This window comes from Bradyrhizobium sp. SUTN9-2 (assembly GCF_003122645.1).
Classification (GTDB): domain Bacteria; phylum Pseudomonadota; class Alphaproteobacteria; order Rhizobiales; family Xanthobacteraceae; genus Bradyrhizobium; species Bradyrhizobium yuanmingense.
In genome coordinates this window covers 5,117,615-5,129,634 of the sequence record NZ_LAXE01000001.1, presented here as the reverse complement: position 1 = coordinate 5,129,634, position 12,020 = coordinate 5,117,615, and the positions used below count along the sequence as shown (strand labels likewise).

Annotated in this window: 14 protein-coding genes; 10 read left to right on the top strand and 4 right to left on the bottom strand. The window is 65.5% G+C overall.

Going from position 1 to position 12,020, the window contains the following annotated elements; all coding sequences use genetic code 11:
* Positions 1-67: 67 nt before the first annotated feature.
* Positions 68-664 (top strand): TetR/AcrR family transcriptional regulator, encoded by a 597-nt coding sequence (locus XF30_RS23825; RefSeq protein WP_036000737.1) that lies wholly within the window; start codon positions 68-70, stop codon positions 662-664.
* An 11-nt stretch (positions 665-675) separates the two neighbouring features.
* Positions 676-1,143 carry a PaaI family thioesterase gene (locus XF30_RS23820; protein ID WP_036000734.1) on the top strand — a complete coding sequence of 156 codons (468 nt, stop codon included), beginning with the start codon at positions 676-678 and terminating at the stop codon, positions 1,141-1,143.
* 75 nt (positions 1,144-1,218) lie between these two features.
* On the opposite strand, the gene rplI is transcribed toward XF30_RS23820, so the two are convergent.
* The 4 genes from rplI to rpsF all read right to left on the bottom strand — a co-directional run bounded on the left by rplI (position 1,219) and on the right by rpsF (position 3,694).
* A complete protein-coding gene (rplI, locus tag XF30_RS23815) occupies positions 1,219-1,818 on the bottom strand; it encodes a 50S ribosomal protein L9 (protein ID WP_036000730.1) in 600 nt (199 codons plus the stop codon).
* Between the two features lie 51 nt (positions 1,819-1,869).
* Positions 1,870-2,847: a DUF2232 domain-containing protein gene (locus XF30_RS23810; RefSeq protein WP_057028958.1), complete on the bottom strand. Its 978-nt coding sequence runs from the start codon at positions 2,845-2,847 to the stop codon at positions 1,870-1,872.
* Positions 2,848-2,981: 134 nt separating this feature from the next.
* Positions 2,982-3,221: a 30S ribosomal protein S18 gene (gene rpsR, locus XF30_RS23805; protein WP_007592020.1), complete on the bottom strand. Its 240-nt coding sequence runs from the start codon at positions 3,219-3,221 to the stop codon at positions 2,982-2,984.
* A 5-nt stretch (positions 3,222-3,226) separates the two neighbouring features.
* Positions 3,227-3,694 (bottom strand): 30S ribosomal protein S6, encoded by a 468-nt coding sequence (rpsF, locus tag XF30_RS23800; protein ID WP_025035823.1) that lies wholly within the window; start codon positions 3,692-3,694, stop codon positions 3,227-3,229.
* A gap of 349 nt (positions 3,695-4,043) precedes the next feature.
* On the opposite strand from rpsF, the gene XF30_RS23795 reads away from it, so the two are divergent.
* The 8 genes from XF30_RS23795 to XF30_RS23760 all read left to right on the top strand — a co-directional run bounded on the left by XF30_RS23795 (position 4,044) and on the right by XF30_RS23760 (position 12,017).
* Positions 4,044-4,748: a TetR/AcrR family transcriptional regulator C-terminal domain-containing protein gene (locus tag XF30_RS23795; protein WP_036000718.1), complete on the top strand. Its 705-nt coding sequence runs from the start codon at positions 4,044-4,046 to the stop codon at positions 4,746-4,748.
* Positions 4,749-4,751: 3 nt separating this feature from the next.
* Positions 4,752-5,777 (top strand): fatty acid desaturase family protein, encoded by a 1,026-nt coding sequence (locus tag XF30_RS23790; protein WP_036034039.1) that lies wholly within the window; start codon positions 4,752-4,754, stop codon positions 5,775-5,777.
* Positions 5,778-5,965: 188 nt separating this feature from the next.
* Entirely contained in the window at positions 5,966-6,925 is a 960-nt protein-coding gene (gene fabD, locus XF30_RS23785; protein ID WP_109144010.1) for an ACP S-malonyltransferase, read from the top strand.
* Between the two features lie 12 nt (positions 6,926-6,937).
* Positions 6,938-7,675, top strand: a complete 738-nt coding sequence (fabG, locus tag XF30_RS23780; protein ID WP_025035827.1) for a 3-oxoacyl-[acyl-carrier-protein] reductase — start codon at positions 6,938-6,940, stop codon at positions 7,673-7,675.
* Between the two features lie 312 nt (positions 7,676-7,987).
* On the top strand, positions 7,988-8,227 hold the full coding sequence (locus XF30_RS23775; RefSeq protein ID WP_008551805.1) for an acyl carrier protein: 240 nt from the start codon (positions 7,988-7,990) through the stop codon (positions 8,225-8,227).
* A gap of 108 nt (positions 8,228-8,335) precedes the next feature.
* A complete protein-coding gene (gene fabF, locus XF30_RS23770; protein ID WP_109144009.1) occupies positions 8,336-9,601 on the top strand; it encodes a beta-ketoacyl-ACP synthase II in 1,266 nt (421 codons plus the stop codon).
* 127 nt (positions 9,602-9,728) lie between these two features.
* Positions 9,729-11,012 carry an endolytic transglycosylase MltG gene (mltG, locus tag XF30_RS23765; protein WP_109144008.1) on the top strand — a complete coding sequence of 428 codons (1,284 nt, stop codon included), beginning with the start codon at positions 9,729-9,731 and terminating at the stop codon, positions 11,010-11,012.
* 117 nt (positions 11,013-11,129) lie between these two features.
* Entirely contained in the window at positions 11,130-12,017 is an 888-nt protein-coding gene (locus tag XF30_RS23760) for a YicC/YloC family endoribonuclease (protein ID WP_109144007.1), read from the top strand.
* Positions 12,018-12,020 lie beyond the last annotated feature (3 nt).

Genomic DNA, 12,020 nt, shown 5'->3' with positions numbered 1-12,020 from the left:
CGCGGCCTTCGCATCGACTTGACCGCCATTAGAGTAGTACTCTAGAGTATTGCTCTAGGAGGCGCCCATGACGGCGAGCGTACGAGACGATCTGTTGGCGGCCGGCCTTGCCGTGTTCGACCGCGTCGGCTTCGAAGCCGCGACGGTGGCTGCGATCCGCACCCGCGCGCGGGCTTCCAACGGCAGCTTCTTCCACGTCTTCGGTTCGAAGAAAGAACTTGCCGGTGCGTTGTTTCTGGAGGTCTTGCGGCACTATCACGCCGCGATACTGGCCGCGCTCGATCCCGGCCCCGACGCCGAGCGGGGCATCGATCGCCTGATCCGGGCGCATCTCGACTGGGTCGTCACCAGCCGGCGCGAGGCGCGCTACCTCTTCGAGATCTCGCGCAGCGAGTGGGGCGAAGACGTGCGCGACGCCCAGCGGGCGCAGAATGCGCGGCTTGCCGAAGGCATTGAGCGCTGGCGCGCGCCGCTGGTGGCAAGCGGCGAACTTCTGCCGATGACGCCGGTGATGTTCGTCAGCCAGCTGATCGGTCCGGCGCAGATCTTCTGCCGCGCCTTCCTGTCGGGTCGCGAGCGAACCGATCCGCGCATCGAGGCGGACACGCTGATCGCCTGCGCCAATCGTGCGCTGAGGCCGTTCGATCGCATCAACAAGCAATAAGGGGAGATCGCATGCGGGCCGAAGCTGATCCGGAATTTGCGCCGATTGCCGAGCGCATCCACGCCAATATCGGCCGGCAGGGTTTCATGAACCTGGTCGGCGCCGAGCTCTCCGAATTGTCGCGCGGCACCTGCACCATCGCCGTGGAGCGCCGGCCGGAGCTGTTACAGCAGCACGGCTTCTTCCATGGCGGCGTCACCGCCTTCCTGGTCGACAACGCCACCACGATCGCAGCCGCCACGTCGCGCGGCCAGCCGGCGCTGACGGCGGAATACAAGCTCAATCTGTTGTCGCCCGCGGTCGGCGAGAAGCTGATCTGCCGCGCCCGGGTGATCAAGCCGGGCCGCCAGGTCGCGGTGGTCGCCGCCGACGTGTTCTGCGTCAGCGACGGCGTCGAGAAGCATACGGCCACCGCGCTGGCCTCGATCGCGATGCTGAGCGAGGACGTCGCTGCCAAAACGAAAAGCCCGGCCGCGTGAGGCAGCCGGGCTTTGATCGGGATCGTCATCCGGGTCTGGTCTTGCGGACCGTCCCGGAATGACGAGTTGAGCTGCTTACTTCTCTTCCGCAGCCGGCGCCGGCGCGACCTCGTCGTGCTGGGCTTCCGGATCGAAGAACTCGCCGGCGGCGGCGATCGCCTCGGCGGCCGCATCGCGATCCTCATTGCGGGTCGAGATGTCCTCGCCGCGGTTGATGCGCTCGGCCTCGTCCTGGCTGCGGGCAACCGTGACGGTGATCTCGACCTCGACTTCGGGATGAACGGCAACGGTGATCGAGTGCTTGCCGATGGTCTTGATCGGCGCGTCGAGCTGGATCTGCGGACGGGCGAGCGAAACGCCGTCGGCTTCGAACGCGAGCACGATGTCACGCACGTTGACCGAGCCGAACAGCTGGCCGGCTTCCGAGGCCTGGCGGATCACGATGATGTTCTTGCCCTCGATCTTCTCGGCGACCTTGGACGCCTCGGCCTTCGAGGCGAGGTTGCGCGCTTCGAGCTCGGCCTTCATGCCGTCATACTTGGCCCGGTTGTCGGCGGTGGCGCGCAGCGCCTTGCCGCGCTTGAGCAGGAAATTGCGAGCGTAGCCGTCGCGAACCTTCACGACTTCGCCCATCTGGCCGAGCTTGTTGACGCGTTCCAGCAAAATGACTTCCATATTCGTTCTCCTTTTGAAGTGCTCTCGAAGGTTTCAGTTTCGGGGTTGAACTCAAGGTGTAGGCAGTGGCGGCGGCTGCCGGCTGCGCAGGAAGCGTTCGCGCAAGCCAAACAAGGCATCCGCAAGCCCAAGGATCACCATCGCGACCACGGGCCATCCGAACACGACCACGGCGGCGTAGGTCGAGCCGAGCCAGAACGTGCGGCCGTTCAGCGCGAGCGTCAGCGTATGCAATACGGCGAAACCGGCCAGCGCATAACTCATCATCAGCGCGGCGGTGGCGATCTGCGCCACGATGCCAAGCAGCCCCCCGGTGAAGCAGAAGGCGAGGGAGATGCACAGCACCACCAGCGTCATCTGCGGCAGCTCGGTGGTCTTGAGGTCCGGCCAGGGACGGCGCAGCCGGCCCGACGTCGCGGTCACCTTGGCGCTGAGCCAGAGGTTGAGAGTGAGCGTCATCGTCGCGGCAATCGTGGCGGCGGCGGGTGCGATGCGCACCAGCGCGTCGACGAACTGGCTGGCTTCGCCTGAAGTTTGCGGGTCGGTGGCGCGCAGGAGGCGCGTCAGGCCACGGCGCAACGTGCCGGTGATGGTCTCCGCGTCGGTCCCGAGAGTGAGCAAAGCGGCCATTGTGGTCAGCGTCGCGAAGCCTGCAATCCAGAGCAGGATGCGGCCGACCGGGTACCACTCGACCTCCGGCTCCGCGGAGGGCGCTGTGCCGGTGGCAGACGCGGCGCTTCCCACCTGACGTCCGAGCAGGACGAGATGGCCGAGCCACCACGCCGGCAACGCGACGGTGACGGCGAAGGCGATGCAGTAGGGCAGGCCGAACAGGGCGCCGAGGCCGATCGCAGCGGCGATGCCACCAATGCTCGCGCAAAGCGGGCCCCAGCCGATCGCGGCGACCATCAGGGGGAGCGGAGCGAGATAGAACAGGACGAGCGCGATCAGCGCCCCCGAGATGATCGAGGCGAACATCAGGGCCGACGCAGCGCCGGCGATCAGGGCTATCAGTCCAAAGGCCATCATCAGCTGTCCCGCTCCCTTCGAGCGGTTAGAGGCGTCGCTTGCCCCAACCATCGGCGACCGGACGACCCGGAAGCCTTATGAGTTCGAAAAGTCGCGACCGGCGGCGCTAGCCGCCGCCGGTCGAATTGGTCGTATCAGCGAATGACGTAGGGCAGGAGGCCCAGGAAGCGCGCGCGCTTGATGGCGCGGGCGAGCTCACGCTGCTTCTTCGCGGACACCGCGGTGATGCGGCTCGGCACGATCTTGCCGCGCTCGGAGACGTAACGCATCAAGAGCTTGGAGTCCTTGTAGTCGATCTTCGGAGCATTGGCGCCCGTGAACGGGCAGCTCTTGCGACGACGGAAAAACGGGCGGCGTGCACCAGCTTCAGCCATGATTCTTACTCCCCATCCGTGGTTTCAGCTTCGTCGCGCGGACGGCGCGGACCGCGATCGCCGCGGAAACCGCCCTCGCGGTCGCCACGGAAGCCGCCTTCACGCTCGCCGCGGAAGCCACCGCCGCGATCGTCACGCTCGCGGTCGCGGTCGGCCTTGCGCATCATCGCGGACGGGCCTTCCTCCAGCTCCTCGACGCGGACGCTGAGATAGCGGATCACGTCTTCGCTGATGCGCTCCTGGCGCTCGATCTCGGCGATCGCCGCGGACGGCGCGTCGATGTTGAGCAGCACGAAGTGCGCCTTGCGGTTCTTGTTCATGCGGTAGGTGAGGGAGCGCACGCCCCAATTCTCGGTCTTGGTGATCTTGCCGCCGAGACCTTCGACGATACCGGTCATCTGCGCAGTCAGCTCTTCGACCTGCTGCGGGCTCGCGTCCTGACGCGCGAGAAAAACATGCTCGTAAAGAGGCATGGTCGTCCTTTCCTCATGTTGGCGCATCGCCCGGCGTCAAACCCTTAAGAGGCCTTCGGAAAGGACTCTGGGATCAAGCTCAGAAGGCGGAAACACGGGACGACGGGCCGACTGGCCCTGCCACACCAAAATCACGAATGATTTGCTGAGACCGTCCGTTCAGCTCCCGGCCGGGGTCTGCGGATGGGCGCCTTATACGGATTTTGGCTGGCTTTGCAAGGTGGAGGGGCATTTTCAAGCCGAGCGGTCCGCCCCTCCAACGGGAACAAGAACCCCATCCTCCAATACCAAGATTCGGCTTGATCTGTTTGTTTGTATAACATACAAATAATTCAGCGGAGAGGATCCCATGGCAGAAGCGTCGGCCGATGCGCCGCTCGAAGCGGCAGGCGACCCCAAGCACGCCGCGCGCGCGACGCGCTCGGCCGGCCGCAAGATGCGGTCACTGCTCCTGGATGCTGCGAGCCCGCTGTTTCGGGAGCGGGGGCTGTCAGGCACGTCGATTACCGACATCGCGGCCGCCGCGGACGCGTTCCCGAGCCAGATCACCTATTACTTCCGCACCAAGGAGGCGCTGTTTGTCGAGTGCGCCTGCCGCGATCTGTTGTATCTGGCACGGGCCACCGAGCAGGCGGCGCTGAAGGCGCGCACGCCCGGGGAATACACCCACGCGTTGGCCGAGACCGTGACGGCGAGCGATTCGGTCGCCTTCTTCGCCGAGGCGCTGACGCTGACGCGGCGTCGCCAGGATCTCGCGCCGCTGGTGGAGCGCACCATCGAGCGCCTGCACAGCGAGGGTACGCGCGCTTATGCGGGGCAGGTCGCGCGGCACGGCTGGCGCTCGCTGCGCGCGCCCGACGAAAGCTCGCGGCGGTTCTGGGCCGTCGCCATCGGCGTCATTCTCGAGGGCTACGCGATGGGCCGCTCGCCCGAGGCGCTCTGCGCCGAGATGCTGCGCGTGCTGGGCGAGCAGGCGAAATCCACTGAAGACACCGCCCGCCTGCGTCTTGTCGAGGCGCGCGAGGCATCCGACAATTCCAATGGAAAGGGTTAGGCCATGACCGCGCTTCGCATGCGTGCCCGCGATTTCCTGACCGACGATCAATTGGCCGAGGTGCGCCAGCGCGCGACGTGGAAAGGCGCTGCGCTGATCGCGCACGCCTGGACGCTGATCATTGCAGCCATCGCGCTGGTCGCGTGGTGGCCCAATCCGCTCACCTATATCTTCGCCGTCGCCATCATCGGCTCGCGCCAGCTCGGCCTTGCGATCCTGATGCATGACGGCGCACATGGTTGCCTGTCCGCCGACGAGAAAACCAATCTGACGCTGAGCCAGTGGTTCTGCGCCTATCCGCTGTTTGCGGAGACGCGCAGCTACAGGCGCTATCACCTTCAGCACCATGCGCGCACCCAGCAGGAGGACGACCCCGACCTCGTGCTGTCGGCGCCGTTTCCGATCACCAAGTTGAGCTATCGCCGCAAGTTCATCCGCGACATCACCGGGCAGACCGGCTACCAGCAGCGCAAGGCGCAGTTGCTCAACGCGCTCGGGCCAAAGGACTGGTCATGGCGGCAACGTGCAGCGCATTTCTGGGAGATGCTCGGCCCGCAATGTGTGGTCAACGGGATCATGTTTGCCGCGCTCGCCGCGGCCGGCGTGTGGTGGGCCTATCCGCTGCTCTGGCTGGTGCCGCTCTTGACGTGGATGATGGTCATCACCCGCATCCGCAATATCGCCGAGCACGCCGTCGTCCCCGATAGTAGCGACCCCTTGCGCAACACGCGCACGACGCATGCCAATTTTCTCGAGCGCCTGTTCATCGCGCCGTATTACGTGAACTATCACCTCGAGCATCATCTGTTGTTCTACGTGCCCTGCTACAATCTGCCGAAGGTGCACCGGCTGCTGAGTGCGAGCCGGTACGCCGATCGCATGGAAGTGCAGCCGAACTACGCTTCGGTGCTGCGGCTGGCCACGGCAAAGCCGAACCGCGAGGATCGGCCGGGGCAACTGGTGAACAGTGCGCGCCGAGCGCGGGCAGGAGCGGACGTCGATGCCAACCAGACCGCCGGCGGGTTTTGAGGGGCTTATTCCCCGTTGAATGCTGCTCCAAGTTCCCGTCTCGGCTTGACAGTGCGGCCCCGGACGGTGTCTACGGCCCCCTTTGGAGCATGATCCGGAACCATGGCCCAAGGAACCACGGCCTAAGGCCGGGCGTAAATCGGCTGCCGGTTCAGAACAGGGATCATGCCTGACAGCAGGGAGCGCCGATGACGGCTGCATTCACATTTCCTGGGCAGGGTTCCCAGGCTGTCGGCATGGGCAAGGCCCTGGCCGACGCCTTTCCGGTGGCGCGCGCCGTATTCGACGAGGTCGATGCCGCGCTCGGGGAGAAGCTGACGGCCATCATCTGGGAAGGTCCGGCCGAAACTCTCCAACTCACCGAGAACGCCCAGCCGGCGCTGATGGCCGTGTCTATCGCGACCTTGCGCGTGCTTGAGGCCGAGGCTGGTTTTTCCGTGGGACGAGACGCGGCCTTCGTCGCCGGCCACTCGCTCGGTGAATATTCGGCGCTGGCGGCGGCCGGCAGCCTGACGGTTTCGGATACCGCGCGTCTGCTTCGCACCCGCGGTCTCGCAATGCAAAAGGCGGTCCCGGTCGGCGCCGGCGCGATGGCCGCGCTGCTCGGTCTCGACTACGAGGCCGCCATGGAGGTCGCGGGCGAGGCGGCGCAGGGGCAGGTCTGCCAGGCCGCCAACGACAATGGCGGCGGCCAGGTCGTCGTCTCCGGCGACAAGGCTGCGGTCGATCGCGCCGTCGAGATCGCCAAGGCCAAGGGCGCCAAGCGCGCGATGCTGCTGCCGGTGTCCGCCCCGTTCCATTGCAAGTTGATGCAGCCGGCTGCGGATGCCATGGCGGAGGCGCTGTCGAAGGTCACGATCAAGGCGCCGGCCGCCCCGCTGGTGTCGAACGTGCTGGCGAGCGCCATCACCGATCCCGACGAGATCCGCCGCCGCCTGGTCGAGCAGGTCACCGGCACGGTGCGCTGGCGCGAGTCGGTGGCTTACATGGCCGGGCAGGGCGTCACCCGCTTCTTCGAGATCGGCGCCGGCAAGGTGCTGACCGGTCTCGTCAAGCGTATCGCGGACGGTGCCGTCGGCATTGCGGTCGGCGGCCCGAACGATATTGCCGCCGCCAAGGATGCATTGGCCGCTGCGAAGCAGGCTTAAAGGAGTCCATCAATGTTCGATCTGACTGGCCGAAAGGCGCTCGTCACCGGCGCGACCGGCGGCATTGGCGGCGCGATCGCGCAGGCGCTGCACGCGCAGGGCGCCACCGTCGCCATTTCAGGGACGCGCAAGGAGGTGCTGGACGAGCTTGCCGGCAAGCTCGGCGAGCGCGCCCACGTGCTGCCCTGCAATCTCTCCAAGGCCGATGAGGTCGAGGCGCTGGTGCCCGCTGCGGAAGCGGCGATGGGCCAGGTCGACATTCTCATCGCCAATGCCGGCATCACGCGCGACAATCTCTTCGTGCAGCTTCGCGACGAGGATTGGGACGAGGTCATCAACGTCAATCTGACCGCGACCTTCCGCCTGGCGCGCGCCGCGACCAAGCTGATGATGCGCAAGCGCTTCGGCCGCATCGTCGCCATCACCTCGGTGGTCGGCGTCACCGGCAATCCCGGGCAGGGCAATTATACGGCGTCGAAAGCCGGCCTGATCGGCATGATCAAGACGTTAGGGGCCGAATACGCCAAGCGTGGCGTGACCGCGAACTGCATCGCGCCGGGCTTCATCAAGACGCCGATGACCGATGCGCTCAACGACAAGCAGCGCGAAACGATTCTCACCAAGGTTCCGGCCGCCCGCCTGGGGACGCCCGAGGACATCGCAGCGGCCGCTGTCTATCTGAGCTCGAACGAAGCAGCCTACGTCACCGGGCAGACCATCCACGTCAACGGCGGCATGGCCATGATCTGACGTCTCGTGCCGCGTCGCCTGTCACGGCGGTGCGGCATGCGGCAAACGGCCGTTTCCGGAGCGAAATGAGGCTTGTAGTCAAGGCAATTGAAGTATGATAACCGGACCTCCAACGGATGGGCAAAGAACGCCATTGCAGGTTTTTGAAACCCTGTATATTGGCGATGCGGAGCCTTTGGCCGTCGTTCGCCGGGGCCTCCATCGGTTAGGATGGGCCAAATCAAAGTTCGTAAGCGAAGGCAGTCAAACGACCACGACGGCTCGTATCGTCCCGGGGGGTCGGGTCTACAGGGAACAACACGAGGTTAAGCAATGAGTGACATTGGCGAGCGGGTTAAGAAGATCGTGGTCGAACACCTTGGTGTTGAACCCGAGAAGGTTGTCGACAACGCGAGCTTCATCGACGACCTCGGCGCCGACAGTCTGGATACCGTCGAGCTGGTGATGGCGTTCGAAGAGGAATTCGGTTGCGAGATTCCGGACGACGCTGCGGAAACGATTCTCACCGTCGGCGACGCTACGAAGTTTCTCGAGAAGAACGCGAAGAGCTAAGGCTCTTCAATTTCGCGGGGACAACATTGAAACCGGACGGGCCGCTTCGCAGCGGTCAGCCGGTTTCTTGTTATTGGCCGTGAATCTTTCGATGCGGAGTTTTCGGATATGAGGCGGGTTGTCGTCACGGGTCTCGGCATGGTCTCGCCACTCGGCTGTGGCGTCGAGCCGACCTGGAAGCGCATCCTCAACGGCGAAAGCGGTGCGCGCAGGATCGAGAGCTTCGATGTCTCCGATCTGCAGACCAAGATCGCCTGCACGGTCGTGCGCGGCGACGGCTCGAACGACAGCTTCAATCCGGACAAGTGGATGGAGCCGAAGGACCAGCGCAAGGTCGACGACTTCATCATCTTCGGCATGGCCGCGGCCGGTCAGGCGCTCGACGACGCCAACTGGCATCCCGAGACCGAAGAGGACAAATGCGCGACCGGCACCATGATCGGCTCCGGCATCGGCGGCCTCAACGGCATCGCCGATACCGCGATCCTGCTGAAGGAGCGCGGGCCGCGCCGGGTGTCGCCGTTCTTCATTCCCGGCCGCTTGATCAATCTCGCCTCCGGCTACGTCTCGATCGCGCACGGGCTGAAGGGGCCGAACCATTCGGTGGTCACGGCATGCTCGACCGGCGCGCATGCGGTTGGCGATGCCGCCCGCCTGATCGCGCTGGGCGATGCCGACGTGATGGTCGCGGGCGGCGCCGAGTCGCCGATCAGCCGCATCGGCATCGCCGGCTTCAACGCCGCGCGCGCGCTGTCGACCGGTTTCAACGAGACTCCCGAAAAGGCCTCGCGTCCCTACGATAAAGACCGCGACGGCTTCGTGATGGGCGAGGGCGCCGGCGTCCTCGTGCTGGAGGAGCTGGAGCACGCCAGGCGGCGCGGCGCGAAGATCTATGCCGAGGTGATCGGCTATGGTCTGTCGGGTGATGCCTATCACATCACCTCGCCGTCGCCCGACGGCGATGGCGGCTTCCGCAGCATGTCGGCCGCGCTCAAGCGTGCCGGGCTGACGCCGTCCGATCTCGATTACATCAATGCGCACGGGACCTCGACGCCGCTCGGCGACGAGATCGAGCTCGGCGCGGTCGAGCGTCTGCTCGGCAACGCCGCCTCCAAGGTCGCGATGTCCTCGACCAAGTCGTCGACCGGCCATCTGCTCGGCGCGGCCGGTGCGATCGAAGCGATTTTCGCGATTCTGGCGATTCGCGATAATGTCGTGCCGCCGACGATCAATCTCGACAATCCGTCGGTCGAGACCGCGATCGATCTCGTGCCGCACAAGTCGAAGCAGCGTGAGGTCAACGTCGCGTTGTCGAACTCTTTTGGTTTTGGCGGTACCAATGCGTCGGTGATCGTCCGGCGCCTAGTCAGTTAGTTTGTGTTTGAGACGAATCCACCGTTTTGCCGTATTCGGCGATAGTCATGGACGTGGGCGCGTGCGTTTTTGGCAGGGCAAGCGATTGTCGGGCCGCTATTGAACCGGCAGGATTCAGGTTGTTTCGATGAGTGAAAGGCCGCCCATTTCACCCCGGAGTCCGCGGGCCGCGCTCGAGCCCGAGCAACTTCCGCCGCCGCCCAAGCGGTCGGACCGCGCGCGCAATCCGTTCGTCGTCGTCGGCAACGCCATCATCACCCTTCTGCTGATCGCCATGCTCGGCGCCGGCGGCGTCTATTATTACGGCCGCCAGGTGCTCGAGGCGCCCGGACCGCTGAAGGAGGACAAGATCGTCAACATCCCGCAGCGTGCGGGCAAGCGCGACATCGCCGAGACGCTGAACCGGGAAGGCGTGACCGACGTCAATCCCTGGGTGTTCATCGCCAGCGTCGCCGCGTTGAAGGCGAGCTCGGACCTCAAGCCGGGTGAGTATTCCTTCCAGAAGAACGCCTCGCTGCGCGACGTCATCGGCACCATCGTCGAGGGCAAGGTGGTGCAGCACGCCGTGACGATTCCCGAAGGCCTGACCTCCGAGCAGATCGTGGCGCGGCTCTCCGACAACGACATCTTCACCGGCAGCGTGCGCGAGCTGCCGCGCGAAGGCACGCTGCTCCCGGAGACCTACAAATTCCCGCGCGGCACCCCGCGCGAGCAGGTGGTCCAGCGCATGCAGCAGGCGCACAAGCGTGTGCTGTCGGAGATCTGGGAACGCCGCAATCAGGACGTTCCAGTCAAGACGCCGGAGCAGCTGGTCACGCTGGCGTCCATCATCGAGAAGGAAACCGGCAAGGCGGACGAGCGCAGCCGTGTCGCCGCGGTGTTCGTCAACCGGCTGAAGCAGCGGATCAAGCTGCAGTCCGATCCGACCATCATCTACGGCCTCGTCGGCGGCAAGGGAACGCTGGGCCGGCCGATCAAACGCAGCGAGATCACGCAGCCCTCGCCCTACAACACCTATGTGATCGACGGCCTGCCGCCGGGCCCGATCTCCAATCCGGGCCGCGCCTCGCTCGAGGCCGCCGCCAACCCGGCCCGCACCCGCGACCTCTATTTCGTCGCCGACGGCACCGGCGGGCACGCCTTCACCGAGACCTACGACGCGCACCAGAAGAACGTCGCCAAGCTCCGCGCGATGGAGAAGCAGATCCAGAACGACACGGTCGAGCCGCCCGATGACGCGCAGCCGCCGGCCGTTGCCGCGCCTGGCGCTGCCGACCCGCCGACCGCGGCCACGCCGGCACGGCCCAATCAGCAGAAGAGGCCGCCGGCAGCACGCCCGGCTGCTCCAGCCAATCCCCCACCGGCCCGGCAGGGCGCGGTGCAGGGCTCGCCGCCGGTGGTTCAGCGCTGAGCCTTGCGCGCAGACCGGCTTGCGGACATTGCCGATTCCACTTTCCGGCAAAATAGTCTTAAGATTCGCGTGGCTTGATAGCCTCGCGAATCCCGTGTTCCTGGAGAATTTGAACTGATGGCGCTGTCGTCCATGACCGGCTTTGCGAGATGCCACGGCGCAAGCGGGCCGTATACGTTCGAATGGGAGTTGAAGTCGGTCAATGCCAAGGGCTTCGACTTGCGCGTGCGGCTGCCGCAGGGGTTTGATGAGCTCGAGGCCCATGCCAAGAAGCGCGCGGGCGAGCTGCTCTCGCGCGGCACCGTCTATGCCAATCTCACCGTCAAGCGCACCAATGCCGCCGCCACCGTCCGCATCAACGAGGACGTGCTCAACGCGGTGCTGAAGGCCGCCGCGCTGATCTCGGGGAAGGTCGACGCGGTGGCGCCGAGCATCGACGGCCTGCTCGCCATCAAGGGCGTCGTCGAGGTAGCCGAGCCCGAGGGCGACGAGGAGGAGGACAAGGCAGCGCGCACTGCTGCCGCCGAGGCCTTCGACAAGGCGCTCGACGAGCTCGTTGCGATGCGCAAGCGCGAGGGCACTTCGCTTGGGCAGATCCTGACCCAGCGCGTCGACGAGATCGAGCAGCTGGCGAAGAGAGCGGAGGCCGCGCCCGGCCGCAAGCCGGAGGCGATCAAGGCGAAGCTCGCTGAGCAGATCGCAGCGCTGCTCGACACCTCCGACCGTTTCGACTCCGACCGCCTGATGCAGGAGGCGATCCTGATCGCGACCAAGGCCGACATCCGCGAGGAGCTCGACCGCATCGCCTCCCACATCGCGCAGGCGCGCGAGCTGATCGGCAAGGGCGGCCCGATCGGGCGCAAGCTGGATTTCCTGGCGCAGGAGTTTCACCGCGAGGTCAACACCTGCTGCTCGAAGTCGAACGACATCGAGTTGACCAACACGGGCCTCGCCATGAAGAACGTGGTCGAGCAGTTCCGCGAGCAGGTGCAGAATCTGGAGTGATCG